The organism is Streptomyces sp. MnatMP-M17, assembly GCF_900091995.1.
Taxonomy (GTDB): Bacteria; Actinomycetota; Actinomycetes; order Streptomycetales; family Streptomycetaceae; genus Streptomyces.
Window position 1 is genome coordinate 1 of record NZ_FMDK01000581.1, and the last position, 15639, is coordinate 15639.

16 protein-coding genes and 2 pseudogenes are annotated in these 15639 nt (G+C 70.2%); 4 read left to right on the plus strand and 14 right to left on the minus strand.

Annotation, left to right across the window (positions count from 1 at the left end):
- The 6 genes from GA0115259_RS24850 to GA0115259_RS39195 all read right to left on the minus strand — a co-directional run.
- Positions 1-1450 (minus strand): glycosyltransferase 87 family protein (locus tag GA0115259_RS24850; protein WP_107469254.1); only part of this gene is annotated, 1450 nt, incomplete at its 3' end.
- Positions 1451-1823: 373 nt separating this feature from the next.
- Positions 1824-2489 carry a class I SAM-dependent DNA methyltransferase gene (locus GA0115259_RS24855; RefSeq protein WP_256098124.1) on the minus strand — a complete coding sequence of 222 codons (666 nt, stop codon included), beginning with the start codon at positions 2487-2489 and terminating at the stop codon, positions 1824-1826.
- Positions 2489-3151: a TIGR04282 family arsenosugar biosynthesis glycosyltransferase gene (locus GA0115259_RS24860; protein WP_202450312.1), complete on the minus strand. Its 663-nt coding sequence runs from the start codon at positions 3149-3151 to the stop codon at positions 2489-2491. The genes GA0115259_RS24855 and GA0115259_RS24860 overlap by 1 nt, the downstream gene beginning before the upstream one ends.
- Positions 3148-3876 (minus strand): glycosyltransferase family 2 protein, encoded by a 729-nt coding sequence (locus GA0115259_RS24865; RefSeq protein WP_256098125.1) that lies wholly within the window; start codon positions 3874-3876, stop codon positions 3148-3150. The genes GA0115259_RS24860 and GA0115259_RS24865 overlap by 4 nt, the downstream gene beginning before the upstream one ends.
- 193 nt (positions 3877-4069) lie before the next feature.
- A complete protein-coding gene (locus tag GA0115259_RS24870) occupies positions 4070-5551 on the minus strand; it encodes a multicopper oxidase family protein (protein WP_093601153.1) in 1482 nt (493 codons plus the stop codon).
- Positions 5552-5664: 113 nt separating this feature from the next.
- Entirely contained in the window at positions 5665-6177 is a 513-nt protein-coding gene (locus GA0115259_RS39195) for an amidohydrolase family protein (protein WP_107469255.1), read from the minus strand.
- Between GA0115259_RS39195 and GA0115259_RS24880 the strand changes: the two genes are divergently transcribed.
- Entirely contained in the window at positions 6170-6370 is a 201-nt protein-coding gene (locus tag GA0115259_RS24880) for a hypothetical protein (RefSeq protein ID WP_093601155.1), read from the plus strand. The genes GA0115259_RS39195 and GA0115259_RS24880 overlap by 8 nt on opposite strands.
- A gap of 27 nt (positions 6371-6397) precedes the next feature.
- Here GA0115259_RS24880 and GA0115259_RS24885 read toward each other — a convergent pair whose 3' ends face one another.
- On the minus strand, positions 6398-7696 hold the full coding sequence (locus GA0115259_RS24885; RefSeq protein ID WP_093601157.1) for an NAD(P)/FAD-dependent oxidoreductase: 1299 nt from the start codon (positions 7694-7696) through the stop codon (positions 6398-6400).
- A 478-nt stretch (positions 7697-8174) separates the two neighbouring features.
- Between GA0115259_RS24885 and GA0115259_RS24890 the strand changes: the two genes are divergently transcribed.
- Positions 8175-8684 carry a nuclear transport factor 2 family protein gene (locus GA0115259_RS24890; protein WP_093601160.1) on the plus strand — a complete coding sequence of 170 codons (510 nt, stop codon included), beginning with the start codon at positions 8175-8177 and terminating at the stop codon, positions 8682-8684.
- A gap of 143 nt (positions 8685-8827) precedes the next feature.
- On the opposite strand, the gene GA0115259_RS24895 is transcribed toward GA0115259_RS24890, so the two are convergent.
- Both GA0115259_RS24895 and GA0115259_RS42150 read right to left on the minus strand, forming a co-directional pair.
- Positions 8828-9505 (minus strand): alpha/beta fold hydrolase, encoded by a 678-nt coding sequence (locus GA0115259_RS24895; protein WP_256098126.1) that lies wholly within the window; start codon positions 9503-9505, stop codon positions 8828-8830.
- A pseudogene (locus GA0115259_RS42150) lies at positions 9494-9662 on the minus strand (IS5/IS1182 family transposase); the annotation flags it as partial. The pseudogene GA0115259_RS42150 and the gene GA0115259_RS24895, both read right to left, overlap by 12 nt.
- Before the next feature lie 91 nt (positions 9663-9753).
- Between GA0115259_RS42150 and GA0115259_RS24900 the strand changes: the two are divergent.
- Positions 9754-10332 (plus strand): GNAT family N-acetyltransferase, encoded by a 579-nt coding sequence (locus GA0115259_RS24900; protein WP_093601162.1) that lies wholly within the window; start codon positions 9754-9756, stop codon positions 10330-10332.
- A 150-nt stretch (positions 10333-10482) separates the two neighbouring features.
- Here the strand turns inward: GA0115259_RS24900 and GA0115259_RS42920 are convergent.
- Both GA0115259_RS42920 and GA0115259_RS24910 read right to left on the minus strand, forming a co-directional pair.
- Positions 10483-10983 (minus strand): annotated as a pseudogene (locus GA0115259_RS42920) (tannase/feruloyl esterase family alpha/beta hydrolase); the annotation flags it as partial.
- A complete protein-coding gene (locus GA0115259_RS24910) occupies positions 10919-11353 on the minus strand; it encodes a VOC family protein (RefSeq protein ID WP_093601164.1) in 435 nt (144 codons plus the stop codon). The pseudogene GA0115259_RS42920 and the gene GA0115259_RS24910, both read right to left, overlap by 65 nt.
- Positions 11354-11658: 305 nt before the next feature.
- Here GA0115259_RS24910 and GA0115259_RS24915 point away from each other — a divergent pair, with 305 nt between their 5' ends.
- Complete coding sequence (locus GA0115259_RS24915) at positions 11659-12882, plus strand: FAD-dependent monooxygenase (protein WP_093601166.1); 1224 nt, start codon at positions 11659-11661, stop codon at positions 12880-12882.
- Positions 12883-12970: 88 nt separating this feature from the next.
- On the opposite strand, the gene GA0115259_RS24920 is transcribed toward GA0115259_RS24915, so the two are convergent.
- The 3 genes from GA0115259_RS24920 to GA0115259_RS24930 form a co-directional block, all read right to left on the minus strand.
- Positions 12971-13699, minus strand: a complete 729-nt coding sequence (locus GA0115259_RS24920) for an ABC transporter ATP-binding protein (protein ID WP_093601168.1) — start codon at positions 13697-13699, stop codon at positions 12971-12973.
- A 10-nt stretch (positions 13700-13709) separates the two neighbouring features.
- A complete protein-coding gene (locus GA0115259_RS24925) occupies positions 13710-14597 on the minus strand; it encodes an ABC transporter ATP-binding protein (protein WP_093601170.1) in 888 nt (295 codons plus the stop codon).
- Positions 14594-15639: branched-chain amino acid ABC transporter permease (locus GA0115259_RS24930; protein WP_141716683.1), on the minus strand; the 1046-nt coding region annotated here is incomplete at its 5' end. The genes GA0115259_RS24930 and GA0115259_RS24925, both read right to left, overlap by 4 nt.

Here is a 15639-nt window from a genome sequence, read left to right on the forward strand (position 1 = left end):
GTACGCGCATCACGGTCTCCGCCGCTGGTGACGGGCCCCGGCCCGACCAGTGGCGGTGGGCGGCTGCGCCGCAGACAACAAGGGCGGCTGCGCCGTACGCCAACTCCTGCAACGGCATCGCAGGAAAGGCAACGCTCCCGGCATAGAGCACCGCGCCGGCACCGGGGACGGCGAGCCACTCCGCGCGGCCGTCGAGCGCGACCAGGCCCACGACCAGCAGGGCGTACCAGGAGTAGCCGGGCGAGACCAGCGTCAGCGTGGTGCCGGTCATCAGGAGGGCTCCCTGCCACGGCTGCTCCGGGTCTCCGCGCCGCCAGACGTACACCGCGGTCAGCGCGATGAGCGTGGCGGCGACTGGTATCGCCGCCACGTCGGGCAGCAGCAGCCGCAACAGGGCGAAACGGCGCACGTCGCCGGGCTCGTAGCCCTCCTCCTTCAGATAGCCGGGCAGGTAACCCAGGACCCGGCCCCCGGAGACCGCCGCGTACGGCAGATAAACGAGCACGAAGGCGACGACCGCGGGAGCCATGGTCCGCAGCATGGACCGCCGCCCCACCACGGAGCCGAGCAGCGCGAGGACCGGCAGCAGCTTCACCGCGGTCGCGGCGCCCAGCAGAACCCCGCGTCGGCTGCCCGGCCCCACGATGCCCAGCGCCAGAACGGTGAGCAGTACCCCCAGGGTGTCGACGTGGGCGTTGTTGACTGCCTCGACCGGCACCGCCGGGCACCAGGCCCAGAGCGCCGCCGTACGGGGGTCCCTGCCACGGCGGCGCAGCGCGGCCAGCAGCGCGGCCGTGGTGGCGAACGCGAGCACGGCGCCCGCGGCCTGGAAAGGCTTGTGCCGCCCGTCGGCGGGCGACAACTCGTGGACGGCGAAGAACCACCACTCCGCCACCGGGGGGTAGATCGTACGCGCCTGTGGACGGTTGATGCGGGTGCACCCCGTCGGCCGGGCGTCAGGTTCGTCCTGTGCCGCCGGGAACGTGTGCAGTTCCAGGCGCTGGGTGGTGGCGGGGTCCTGACAGGCGGAGTCCGGGGGGAAGAGCCATGGGTCGCGCAGCCGGGCGAGTTCCGGAGCGGCCGGCGGATGGGCGTACGGGGAGATGCCGGCCGCCTGCACGGTACCGTCCCAGACGTAGCGGAACATGTCGCTGCTGGTGCTGGGCGGTCCGGTCAGGCCGGTCAGGGCCACAACCGCGCTTCCCGCGAGGATGACGGCCGTCGCCCGCCGTACCGGGACCGCCCGCACCGCCCAGCAGGCGGCGGCGAACATGGCCCAGGCCACCGCGTACCAGAGCAGGATGTGTTTCGGGCGGGCGAGGACTCCGCCGGTGCGGACCGAAACGGTGGTCGCCGTGACGACGCCGGCCAGCAGTACGAGCGTGCCGGCCGTCCAGGCGCCGGACCGGCCGACGCGAGCCCGCCCGGCGAACGGGGCGAGCGCGCTCATGCCGGCCCGCCGGGAGGCGGACTCGGGCAATGGGCGGGAGGTACCGGCCGGAAACCGGGACGGCAGGGATTCGCCGTCCGGGCGTTGGCCGTGAGCCTCTGGTGACGGCCCGTCATGAGATGAAGGCCGACCCAGGAGGCTCCGGCCGTTCCGCACCGACGCCACGGCTGAGGGCGGCGGCGGACGGGCCTCCGATACCTGGGCGGGAGAGGCACGGGGTCACCAATCTCTGTTTCCTTCACGGAGGACGGTCATGGGCAGCCGGGGGAGGGGCAGGGCACAGGAGCACGTGGGGAAGCCGGTTGCCGACGGGACGCCCGCCGAGGGGCGAGGGCGGCGAGCGGAACCGGGTGAGGCGAGCGGAACCGGGTGATCAGGGACGAAGCTCCAGGAAGCGGCGGCCACCCTCGGACCATTCGTCCGCCACCGTCCAGCCCGCTCCGACGGCGACACCACGCAGTGCCGCCGAGCCCACCCTGGCCCAGAGGAAAACGGGGCCACAGCGGCCGGAGCCGTCCCGTACCCGGACAACCAGGCGCTCGTCCACCTCGTGGGCATCCGCCTCGACGAGCAGCCGGCCCCCGGGGGCAAGCAGACCGCGCGCCCGGGCCAGCAGCGTTTCCGGGGCACCGCCGATCCCGATGTTGCCGTCCGCCAGCAGCACCGTGCCCCACCGCCCCTCGTCGGGCAGCCGGTCGAAGACCGATCTGTGCACCACAGGCCGGCCCTCCCGATGGGCGCGGGCGACGGCAGCGGGGCTGATGTCCACTCCGAGGACCGGCCGACCCCGCCGGGCCAGGGCTATGACCAGCCGCCCGGGCCCGCAGCCCAGATCGAGGACCGGCCCATGGCAGCGGCGCAACAGCTCCAGGTCCGCGGAATCGGCGGGGGCGCACCAGCGCTCCACGTCCAAAGGCAGCAGCCAGCCGTCGGAGCGCTGAAGGAAGAGGGGTCCGCAGCCGGCATCCAGTGCGTGCAAGTACGGCTCGGCGGCCCAAGCGGCGTCGGCGGCGTGTCCACTCAGTACCGTCTCGTGCACTATGCGGCTCCTTCCGCTCGGACGTGGGCGCGGGACAGTGCCGCGGCGAAGCGCGTTCCAGGCGCGTCGGCGGCAACCGCCACGGCGTCGGCAGCGGTGTCCACGTCACGCAGCGGCGGCAGGTCATATACCGTCAGGCCGGCAGCGGCGAGGCGATGCCGCTGCAGCCGTCCGGTCTCGGGGGTCGACATGGGCACACCCCGCACCAGAGAGGGGGCCAGCGACGGTTCGGCAAAGCCCAGGGCCCAGAAGCCGCCGTCGGCAGCCGGGCCGAACCACGCGTCGCCCCCGCACCAGTCCACGGCGTCCAGCAGCCCGGCCGTCAGCTGCGGGGTGTCCATGCCGACGAGCAGCGCCGGACCGTCGGAGACGGCGGCGAAGGCTGCCGCGATCCGCTCGTCGAGTCCACCGCCGGCTTGCGGAACGACCTCGACCCCTGCGGGCAGCCACGGCCCCGGCTCGCCGTCCAGCACCAGCACGCGGCGGCGCACGGCCGCACGCAGCACGGCGTCCAGGGTGTCGGCCAGGGCGGCCTCGGCAAGGATGGCGGCCTGGGCGGGGCTGTACGGCGGAGTGAGCCGCGTCTTGACCCTGCCGGGCACCGGCTCCTTGGCGAGAACGAGCACGGTGGGCGTGGCGTGCTGTTGCAGGGCGGGTGTCATCTCCGAGCCTTCCCGGCGTCGGCCGGGGTGACGGCGGGCGCCTCGGCGAGGACCGCCCCCATGTCGCATACCGCCCGCCAGGTGCCCCGCCAGGTCCCGGTCACCTTGGACCGGCCGACCCGCGGTGAGTAGGGCACGTCGATCTCACGCACCCGCCATCCTGCCTCCGCCGCACGGACGACCATCTGCAGGGGGTAGCCGGAACGGCGGTCGGTCAGGCCCAGGCCGAGCAGGGCCGTACGGCGGGTGGCTCGCATCGGGCCGATATCGTGCAGCTCCACCAGACCCGTGCGGCGGCGGACCCGCCGGGCCAGCTCCCGGTTGGCGAGCCGGGCGTGCAGCGGCCAGGCGTCTCCGGTGACCGGTCTTCGACGGCCGAGCACCAGGTCGGCGGACCCGTTCGACAGAGGGGCCGTCAGAAGCGGAAGCTGAGCCGGGTCGAGAGAGGCGTCGCAGTCGCAGAAGCAGACGACCTCAGCGGTGGCGGCACACAGGCCCGCGTGGCAGGCAGCACCGAACCCGCGCTGCGGCTCGTGGACAACCCGGGCTCCCAGCGCGGCGGCGAGGGCCGCGGAACCGTCGCGAGAGCCGTTGTCGACGACGATGGCCCGCCAGCCGGGCGGGATTCGGTCGAGTACCCACGGAAGGGCGGCGGCCTCGTCCAGACACGGCAGGACGACATCGACCGGTGCTCCCACGACCACAGGAGAATGAGTGTCGGTCACGGTCACCCTATTCGACAGAAGCGAACATATGAGACATGGCGACCTTATGGGATGTGGAAGTGTGGCGCACCAGCTCGGTAGGCGCCCTCGTCGCCGCAGTCGGCAACTCTGAGGCGCTGAGCCGGGGCGGGATCCTCACCGACAACGGTCCGACGTCCAACAGCGCGAGTACACCGGGGCCGGGTGGGGTGGGTCAGGTGCAGTGCAGCAGGAGCATGAATCCGTAGTCCATGTGGAGCTGCTGGTGACAGTGGAACAGGGAGAGTCCCGGTTGGTCGGCGGTGAAGTCGAAGTCGAGGGTCTGGTAGCCGCCGAGCATGACGACGTCCTTGTGCAGCCCATGGGTGGGGGCGCCGGCGATATGAGTGACCTCGAAGGTGTGGCGGTGCAGATGGAGGGGGTGGATGTCGTCGGTGGCGTTGCGGAACCGCATCCGGTAGCGCCTTCCCCGTTCCACCTCGATCACCGGCTTGTTGGTGTCCATGGAGAAGGGCACGCCGTTGAGGGTCCAGACGTTGAATCCCTTGTCGGCCGCGTTGCGTTTCTCCACGAGCAGGTCGAGGGTGTGGTCGGGCCGCTGGGCGGTGGCACCGGTGCGGGCGAAGGTCCGGTAGTCCCACGTGGATTTCGGTGGTGCCGTCCATCGCGCGGAACCGGTGCGGCCGGCGTACTCGACCACGGTGCCCATGCCGGCGTTGCGGTCGTCGTCGGCGAGGTCCCCCAGTACCCACACGCCCGGGTGGTCCATCTCCACCAGGGCCGAGACGCGTTCGGCGGTGCCGATCCACAGCACCGGCACACCGGCCGGGCGGGGTACGGGGTTGCCGTCGAGGGCGACCACGGTGAAGGTGTGGCCGGGCAGCGCGAGGCTGCGGATCTCGGTGGCGCTGGCGTTCAGGACGTGGAACAGCACACGCTGTCCGGTCTTGACCTTGATCGGCTCGCCGTGGCCCAGTTTGCGGCCGTTGACACTGAAGGCCCGGTAGCCGACCTCGTAGCCGTGCGGCATGCCCCGGGCCAGCGAGTCGGCCATCGCCTTCTCACCCTTGCGTTTCAGCTCCGGCACCTTGGAGCCCGCGAGAAAGTCCTGGGCCATGTCCCCGCCGTGACTGAGGGACGGCTGGAACTCCTTCAGTGTCAGGAAGACCTCTTGGTCGTAGGCTCCTGGACTGAGTTTCGGCTCGATGTAGACGGGACCCGCCTGCCCGGTGTAGGTGCTCCGGCCGAGGTCACCGAGCGCTGCCACGTGGGTGTGGTAGAAGCGGAAACCGGCCGGTCCGGGCGTGAAGGACAGACGCCGCGTCCCGTGCGCGGGAATGAACGGGGTGCCCTCCTCCGAAGCGCCGTCCACCTCCGCGGGAACCACCTGGCCGTGCCAGTGCAACAGCTCGGGGATGCCGGTGTCGTTGTGGACGTCGACCACGACCGGACGGCCTTCGGTGAACCGCAGCAGCGGACCGGGGAACTGCCCGTTGTAGGTCGTGGTGGAGACGACCGTGCCCGGCGCGAGCTCGACCTGCCCGGTCGCGATCCGCACCGTGTAATCCGCCTTACGCAACGTCCCGGGCCGCGCGGCCGGCTCCGTGGAATCGCAGGACGAGAGCACGCCGGTGCCACCCCCGGCCACCAGGGCCGAGCCCCCCAGCTTCAGGACATCACGACGGGTGATCGGCACAGCTCGCTCCCTTCCCGATCCCACAGCGCGCCCGGCTGATGCCAAGGACCGGCACACTCCGCACAGGCGAAATTCACTGCATAATTCCCATGAGGGACGCCATGATTCCGGTATCACGGACCGAGACCACCCAAACGCCAGCACACCGACAGCAATGTGGCCCTCGAAGGAGGCGGACCGCCGTGTCCGGCGGTTCGGTGAGCGATCGCCGGACACTCCCGGTGAAAGCGATGAGGTGATCGAAGAGCGGCCAGCCGCGCACCTGGGGCGTCCGTCTGACCTCGTAGAGCATGGCCGACCCGGCCTGCGGTCCCGGCCGGCAGTCCGGCCTCCGAGGCGTCGTCGAGCAGCACCTGTACGACGGAAAGGGTCGGTACATGGGCCACCCCGTGCTGCGCCATGAGGGCGGCTGTGCGCTCGTCGATCCGGGAACCGTGCTCGACACAGCGCGCGCCCGCGGCGACGGCGTTGCGAATGCCGTCGTTGTTGTGCGCGTGGACGGTCACGTAGGTGCCCCGCGCGGTGGCCTCTTCGACCGACGGCTCCCATTCCGCGCCCATGTAGCCGTGTCCGCCGGTCAGGTCCCGGTTCGCCTCGCTGACCGACGGCACGGCGCGGGTGGTCATCGGTATCGGCTCGGTGGTGTGCCGGCTCGATCTGGTGGTGGATTCCTACAACCAGGTGCTCCTGGCGGTACGCACGGCGACGCTCGTCCCCACCACGGGTGCTCGCGATGACCGCCTCACCCTGCATCTGGGCGTGAAACTCCGTTCGTTCGCCTCCATGTACCACGGCGACACGGGGCATGCCGCGGGATGACAGCGGTTGATGCCTTGGGGGGCCGTGTCAGCCCATGACAGTGCCGGAGCTGCCGGCGTTGACGCTTCGCTTGCGGGAGAAGGCGCCCAGGTCGATGGTGGCGCCGGAGTGCTCGCCGAGGAACTGGACGGGATGGGCGTCGTGGTCGAGACCCGCCTCGACCTGGTCGATGATCGCTGTCATCAGCCGGCCGACCAGCGGAGCGTTCTTGAACTGGTTTCCGCTGGTGCCGATGGCTACGTAATAGCCGTCCAGTTCCGTACGGTCGTAGATCGGGGTCCAGTCGTCGGCGACGTCGTACACCCCGGCCACGCCTCGGGCGCGGTTGGGGACGGCGAGCTCCGTCAGGCGCCGGGCGGCCCGGGTCGTCTGTGCCTCGAAGACACTCCTGGTCGGATAGGGATTGGCCGCGTCGGGATCATCGATCCACTCGAACGGGTCGCACTCCGGCTCCGTTCCCCCGATGAGCAGGCCGCCACCGACCTCGCCGCGGATATACGTGCCGAGATCCATGTCGGCCAGGCTGATCCCTGCCGCGCCGCTGGGGTTGAAGCCCGGAGGCGCCGGCACATGGGCGACCTCTTGCCGCATGGGGCGCACCCCGATGGTGAAGTCCGCCCCGACCCCCGCGAGTTGGTTGACCTTGCCCGACCAGGGGCCGGCCGCGTTGACCAGCGTCGTGCACGGGATCCGGGTCCCGTTGTCGAGCAGAACCGCGGCGACACCGCTGTCCGTGGTCTCGACCGCCGTGACCGTACGGCGGAAGACGAAGTCGGCGCCGTTGCGCACGGCGGCCTCGGCCAGGTTCTGCGCCGCCAGCTGCGGATCGCTGATGAACCCCGCGTCGGGCGTGAAGACCGCGCCCAGCGAGCCCTCGGCGTCCTGCCAGAAGCGGTCGTCCTCGATACGCTTCGGCGGCCAGTAGCGCCCCGCGTCGATCCTGGGGATCCTCGCGCGCAGTGTCGCGGCGTCCCACTCCTCGTAGGGAACGCCCACCTTGTCGAAGAGCGGAAGGTAGCCCATCCGGGGAGCCAGTTGCACATCGAGCATGGCCAGGCCGCTGCGTTCGAATCGGGCCAGGTTGTCCACGTCGATTCCCAGATGGTCACGCCATCGCTGCCAGCAGAACGACGACTCCCAGGAAGCCGCGACACCCGCGTGCGTGGAGAAGTTGAACCGTACGACAGCACTCGACGCGCTCGTCGACCCGAACCCCACACCCCCCGCCTTGTCGACAACGGTCACGCGCCGACCGGCACGGGACAGCTCAAGCGCGATCGATGATCCGATCACGCCCGCTCCGACCACTACGACGTCCGTACTCATACCGGATTCCTCCTCGGTCGTGCGGTACCTCGATGGACACCGGGCGGCAACGCGGTGACAGCGGGATCGCCGGTGTCCCGCGCGCCGTACGACCAGTCTCATCGGGGGCTCGCCCACAGACATCTGGCTGCCGTCAAACATCGTTGCCCGTCAACGCGACGGATGTCGAGGCGCCGGGGGCCGGGCAGGGGACCTGAAGAAGGTCCGCAATGACCCATTGGCCACTGGATTCAGCAGCGTGCGCGACTGTGGATTCCCGAGCCCGTCAAGCGGGTGCCCTTGAGGCGAGCCGGTCGGTGACCACCGCAGACAGCCTCGAATCGGTGAATGTCTTTGCCCGCTCGCTCAACAGTCCAATCATCTGGGTTACCCGACCGCGCGGCGCGGGGGACCGGGTGACGGGTGTGTGTGCCAATAGGACGGATAACGCCGCGCGGCTCCGGCCGCCCGGGGGAACGGCCCAGCCGGAGCGAACGCAATGACGCGGCCCCGGCCACAACCAACTGCATGGAGAGAGAATGACCTCCGAACAGCACCCTCCGCTGCCTCCACCCGGGAAAGCGCCATCCAGAAGGTACGCGCGGCGGAGGACGCCTGGAACACGCGCGACGCCAAGAAGGTCGCGCTCGGGTACACCGTGGATTCCTACTGGCGCAACCGGGCCGAGTTCCCGAACGGCCGTGACGAGATCATCGCGTTCCTCACCCGCAAATGGGAGCGGGAGCTGGAATATCGGCTGATCAAGGAACTCTGGGCCTTCGACGGCGACCGTATCCCTGTGCGCTTCGCCTATGAGTGCCATGACGATTCCGGGAACTGGTATCGCTCGTACGGCAATGAGAACTGGCATTTCGACGAGAACGGTCTGATGCATCACCGGTACGCGTGCATCAACGACCTTCCGATCAAGGAATCCGAGCGCAAGTACCACTGGCCGCTGGGACGGCGCCCGGACGACCATCCGGGCCTGACCGACCTCGGTCTCTGAACATCGCGTGAAGGGGGAGTCACCCGAGCGCCGGGCGCCGGGCACCGGGCACCTCAGGCCGGGGGAACCCTCGCCGAGGTCCGCGCCGCGGCCGGGGCCGACGTCGCCCGCCGGCGCGCCACCCGCGTGCCCAGGCTGCGCTGTCAGCTGAGGACGCGGCCGAGGAATCCGTGGATGTAGCCGCTGATGGCGTCGAGATGTGTCTCCAGCGCGAAGTGGCCTGCGGGCAGGAGGTGGACTTCCGCATCCTTCAGGTCTCGGGAGAAGGCTCGCGCTCCGTCCGGTCCGAAGATCTCGTCCCGCTCGCCCCAGACCGCGAGTGCGGGTACCTGGCTGTTGCGGAAGTACTCCTGGAGCTGGGGGTAGCCGTCGATGTTGCTCGGGTAATTCCGGAAGAGCGCCAGCTGGATCTCGTCGTTGCCGGGCCGGTCCAGCAGGGTCTGGTCGTGCAGCCAGTTGTCCGGGCTGACCAGACTCTTGTCTTCGGCTCCGTTCTCGTACTGCCCGCCGGTGGTCTTGGCACTGAATTTCGCTCGCGCACCGGGTTCGGTGTCCGCCCCCGGAGACGAGGCGTAGGCGAACAGGTCGTCCCAGAAGGGCTTGGCGAAGCCCTCCATGTAGGCGTTGCCGCTCTGCGTGATGATTGCGGTCACGTCGTAGGCGGGGTTGAGGGCCAGTCGCCAGCCGATGGGGGCTCCGTAGTCGTGGACGTAGATCGAGAAGCGGCTGATCCCCAGCTCGTCGAGCAGGCGGGCGGTGATCTTGGCCAGGTTGTCGAAGGTGTACTCGAACTCGTCGGTCCTGGGGCACTTCTCCGGAATCGTGCAGCGGACCCCGCGTCTGCGCAGGTGGGCGCGGTTCTTCCGGGAGTCGTAAGCCTTGTCGGCGCTGACCGGCAGTGATCACGGCGGACATGGGCTTCTGGCCCTGCTCGGCCGCGAGGTGAACCTTGGTGGTCAGGCCGCCGCGCGAGCGTCCAGGTCCATGGTCGGCCGGCTCGGCGTCGATGCCTCCGGGCGGTTCACAAATCGATGGCCGAGCGTGTGAGGGGGCGTCAGAATCACTGCCCATGGAACCTGTCTCGCTGACGACACAGCGTCTGCTTCTGCGCCCGCATGATCCCAGTGACGAGGACGCGGTCTTCGCCGCTTGCCAGGATGCCGGCATTCAGCGGTGGACGGACTTTCCCGAGCCGTACGAACGTCGGCACGCTGCCTTCTACTTGCGCGAGCTGGTGCCGCGTGGCTGGGACGATGGAACGATGCACCACTTCGCGGTGGAGGACCGGGAAAGCGGAGTGCTGGTGGCATCCGTCAATGTGCACCGCCACGCCGGCACATGGGGAATCGGGTACTGGACCGTGGCAGAGTACCGAGGCCGGGGCTATGCGACGGAGGCGGTACTCGCCCTGGCCACGTGGTCCTTCACCGAACGAGGAGTCCAGCGCCTGGAGTGGAGAGCGGAGGCGGGGAACAGGGCCTCCTGGGCCGTGGCGGAGAAGGCCGGCTTCGTCAGGGAAGGCACCCTGCGTGCGGCGCAGACCAGCAGGAACAGCCTGAGGGACACCTGGGTCGGCGCTCTCCTGCCCGCCGACCTCGGTCTGCCCTTCGCTCTCCCCTGCTGTCCCGCACAGAGCCATCCCGGGTGATACGCACGGACACGCCCGCGAACGAGAGCCGCCAGGGCCCAGGGGCCGGGCAGCATGGCCCTGGACGGCGGGCGGGCCGGACCCCAGCGCGCCCCGGGGCGTGGCCTCGGGGCCCTCGTCCACATCGCCGATCAGACTCCGGGCATCCATGTCACAGGCACGCCAGTCGGACACGATGTCGTCATTGACGCCATCCAGCCCATCACATTCGGCGATCACCCTGCCGTTCACCGCCTCGAAGACCGATTGCGGGACGAAACGGTCGGCAACATTCATCACGACCTGGGGCCGAAGCACGGCCGGAAGCAAGCGCGGCAAGTTCACCGCCGGCCAGAACACCGCGAGACCGTCATAGTCGTTCGGGTAGCGCTGCGCCTGGAGTAAACGGGGCCCTTGCCGTAGTAGGCGGCGATCATCTTCTTGGCGCTGACAGCTGTCTGATGGATCGACAGATGGCTCCAGATCTCTGTCTACTTCACCCAGGCACTCGACGCCGTACGTGATCGATAAGTGGCTCTTGTGATGGATCTGTGGCTTGTCGGCATGGCGTGTCGGGTGGCTCCCGCCTCGCCGTCTTGGAGGATGCTCAGTCGAGACAGAACTCGTTGCCCTCGATGTCCTGCATCGCGATGCACGACTCGTTTTCGTCATCGGCAAGCAGCAGTTGCACGCGTACCGCGCCGAGCGCGATCAGTCGCGCGCACTCGGCTTCGAGCGTGGCGAGGCGCTCTTCACCCACGAGTCCGGTGCCGACCCGCACATCAAGATGCACCCGGTTCTTGACGGCCTTCCCCTCGGGGACGCGCTGGAAGTACAGCCGCGGGCCCACACCAGAGGGATCAGTGCAGGCGAACCAAGAATCCCGCTGCTCAGGTGGCTGCGAGCCCTTGAAGTCATCCCAGGTGGCAAACCCCTCCGGTGGCGGCGGTACGACGTACCCCAGCACCTCGCACCAGAAGCGAGCGACGCGCTCAGGTTCTGCGCAGTCGAAGGTGACTTGGAACTGCCTGATCGATGACATCGGCGCACCATAGCAGAGTGACTACGTTGCTCATTTCCCGGTGTGGATCCGCATGTTGCCGGGAGGACCGCCCCTGCCAGGCCGTCGTCGTCACAGCCGGCACCGTCATGACTGCGGCGCCGATGAGAAGAGGAGACCACCGGTCCAGCCGTGGTTCTCCCGTCTCCTCGATAGGATTCCGTCCGGGTCCTGACCGCAGGTGAAACGGGACAACGAGCGCCAATTCAAACGGACTTCGGCCGGTCACGTCGGCGCGACAGCGCCCGGAACGGTGGCCGGAACACCAAGTAAGGGGAGAGCCAGTCATGCGCGGAGGCAGCATCGCTGTGGTCGGCGGCAGTATCGCGGGGTGTGCCACGGCCTTGGCCGCGTCGCGCGGAGGGGCCGGGAAGATAACCGTCTTCGAGCGGGCCGACGCCCAACTCCGCGACAGGGGAGTGGGAATCGCCCTTCACAGCGACCGGTACGACGAGCTGAGGCACGCCGGCTACGTGGCACCCGAGATGCCCTGGGCGCCACTGACCCGGCGGGTGTGGAGCATGCGCGACGGCGAGACGGACCACGGCCGGGCCATCGGCGAACAGCCGTTCCCCTTCCGCGCCTACAGCTGGGGCTCCCTGTGGAGCGAGTTGCGCCGCCGGGTGCCCGAGGAGGTCTCCTACCGGTCCGGTGCGATGGTCACCGGTGTGGAGCCGGACGCCGACGGTGTGACACTGCGGCTCGCGGACGGATACCAGGAACACTTCGACGTTGTGATCGGGGCCGACGGGTACCGCTCCGTCGTCCGCGAGGCCATGTTCCCCGGTGTCAGCGCGACGTACGCCGGCTATATCGGCTGGCGTGGTACGTCGTCGGACGTCGCCGGCCTTCCCTCGGACGGCTACGACGCGCACAACATCGTCTTTCCCGGTGGTCACTGCATGATCTACCGCATCCCGGACGGCGTCGGCGGACACCGGCTCAACTGGGTGCTCTACACGACGCCCCCGCAGACCGACGGCCTCCACCCCGACCTGCGGACCCCGACCTCCCTGCCGCCGGGCCGTCTGCACGCGGAACTCACCACCTATCTGCGCGCCCTGGTGGCCGACAGCTTTCCGCCGTACTGGGCTCTCAGGGTGCTCCGTACGCCCCCTGAGACCACCTTCATCCAGCCCATCTACGACCTGGAGGTGCCCCACTACACCTCGGGACGGATGGTGCTCGTCGGCGACGCCGCCAGCGTCGCCCGGCCGCACATCGGCGGCGGCAGCGTGAAGGCGCTCCAGGACGCCACCGCCCTGGAGGCCGCCTGGGTGACCGGGAGCAGTTGGCAGGAGGTCCTGGAGAGGTACGACGCCAATCGCTGCGCCGTCGGGGCGGCCATGGTCGCGCTCGCGCGCAGGATGGGCAGCGCGCAGGTCGAGAACACACCGGACTGGTCCGCCATGGGTCAGCCGGAGTTCGACGTGTGGTGGCAGGACCAGAACAAGGGCTCCGACCGGCGCAGCGGCTTCGGCGGCCACAGCATCAAGCCGGACAAGGCCTAGCTAGCGCCGGAGCGCGATGAGGGCGGTGCGCGATGAGGGCGGTGACCGGGTGCCGGTCACCGCCCTCGCGGCTGGAGCCGTTCGCGTCTCAGACCGCCGTCGGCGCGAGTTCGAGTGCGGCGTGCAGAGCGGTGGCATCGGTACGGGCGTCCGCGCCGTCCAGCCGTAGCGTCGCCCGCCCCGAGGTGAGGACCGTGAGCGTATGGGCGCACTCGGCCGCCTGGGCCGGGCTGGGGGACACCAGCATCACGGCGATGCCCTCGTCCGCCAGAGTGGTCACCAACTCGTAGACCTGCCGGACGAGTACGGGCGCGAGGCCCTCGGTCGGCTCGTCGAGCAGCAGCACGTTCGGCGAGCCGAGCAGCGCGCGGGCCAGTGCCAGCATCTGCTGTTCACCGCCGGACAGATCGGCGCCCCGGTTGCCCCGGCGCTCGCCCAGCCGTGGCAGCAGTTCCAGGACGCGCGCGGGGGTCCACACGCTGGGGCGCGTGGTGTCGCCACGGCGCGGCGGACGGTAGGACAGCCGCAGGTGTTCGGCGACGGTGAGCCCGGCGAACACTCGGCGGCCCTGCGGTACGAGGCCGATCCCGGCGCGGGCGATCCGGTGTGCGGGCTGCCCCGTCACATCCCGGCCGTCGAGCCGTACGCTGCCGGCGCCGGGGCGCATCAGTCCGGCGACGGTGTGGACGAGGGTGGTCTTGCCGGCGCCGTTGTGGCCGACGATGGCGTGGACCGTGCCGGCGGGCACCGACAGGTCGAGATCGTGGAGGACAGTGCCGCCGTGATAGCCCGCGGTCAGGCCGGTGAGTTCGAGCATCGGAGGTCGGTCATCCTCTCGCGTCGGCGGTCGGATCGGCGGACGGGGCGACGGACGGGTCGGCAGTGGATGCGCCGACGTTCTCGGTGTCAGGGGCCGGGACGTCGGCCGTGGCCTTGTCCGCCGTCGTGCCGGTGTTGTGGTAGGCGTCGCGGACCTCGGGGTGCGCGAGCACCTCCTGGGTCGGACCGGTGACGAGCACCCGTCCGGCCGCCAGGACGGTCACTGTCGCGGCGAGTTGGGCGACGACCTCGACATGGTGCTCGACCAGGACGATCGCGACGCTCTCCGGCAGGCCCCCGAGGACGCCGAGCAGCCGGCCGATGTCGCCGTCGGTCAGCCCGGCCGCCGGCTCGTCCAGGAGCAGGAGACGCGGTTCGCCCGTCAGCGCGGCGGCGAGGTCGAGCATGCGGCGCTGTCCGTGGGAGAGCGTGGAGGCCGGCCGGTGGGCGATGTCCGCGAGGCCGACGGCCTCCAGATGACGGCCCGCGGACTCGGTGTGCAGCCGGTAGCGGGACGGGCTGCGCCAGGCACCGCGGCGCTTCGGGTGGTGCGGCCAGCCGGCCAGTACGACGTTCTCCAGCACCGTCAACTCGGATATCACCGAGGGCTGTTGGAAGCTGCGGGCGATACCGAGACGGCTGCGCTTGGCGGTGGCCGTACGGGTGATGTCCGCGCCGTCCAGGACGATCGTGCCCTGGTCGGGCCGGTCGGTACCCGCGATGAGATTGAGCAGGGTGGTCTTGCCGGCGCCGTTGGGGCCGATGACGGCGTGCCGGGCGCCCGCGGGGAGGCGCAGGCTGACGTCGTCGACGGCGGTGAGACTGCCGTACCTGCGGGTGAGACGGTCGAGGTCCAGCACCGGGGATGCCGATGCGGCGGTCGGTGTGGGCGTCATGGGGAGACCTTCCCGGCGGGGGTCGGGGTGCGCGCGGTGGACGCGACCCGGGGCTGCTCGTCGGGCCGGGGCCCGTCGGGCGCCCGCCCGCTCCGACCGGATCCGCCGCGCAGGCCGGCCAGACCGTGAGGCAGCAGGTACACGGCGGCCACGAACAGCACGCCGAGCAGCAGCGGCCCGTGGCCGGGCCATGAACTGGCTACCCAGTCCCGGGTGATGACGATGAGCCCGGCGCCCAGCAGAGCGCCGATCACGGACGTCGTACCGCCGATGACGGCCGCCAGCAGCGCGAACGCGGCGATCTCGAAGCCGACGTCGGCGGGGGAGAGGTACTGCTGGACGGTGACCATCAGCGAGCCGCCGACACCGGCCAGCGCACCGGCGCAGACGTGCGCCACCAGCAGATAGCGCCCCACCGGGTGCCCCGAGGCACGCATCCGCGCCTCGGCGCCCCGGGTGCCGGTCAGCAGCTTCCCGGCCGGGGAGCGCAGCACGAGCAGGGTGACGGTGACGGCCATGACAGCGACGGCGAGCGCGTAGGTGTAGACCTCGCTCTCCTCGGACATCCCCTCCCCGCCCCACAGCGCCTGCGTGGACGGGAAGCCGACGAGACCGTCGGCGCCGCCGGTGACGGACTTGAACTGGTTGATGACCGCGCCGGTCAGCTCACCGACGGCCAGCGTGATCATCAGCACGGTGGTGCCACGGGCCCGGATCACGGCGGGCCCCGTCACCGCGGAGAAGACCGCGGCGGCGAGCGCCGAGAGGACGATCTGGACCGGACCCATGGTCCACCCGGCGTCCGCGAGATTCGCGGTGGCGTACGCGCCGACGGCGAACGGCGCGGTCTGCCCGAGAGTGGGCAGCCCCGCGTAGCCGGTGAGGATGGTGACACTGACCGCGAGCAGCCCCAGAGCCAGGGCGGAACCGGCCAGCGAGATGCTGTACGAGTCGAGCATCCCCGGCAACGCGATCAGCACCACGAGCAGCACGAGCAGCGGAGTGGCCTGCCGCCACGCGGCCCGGCGCGGAAGCCACCTGG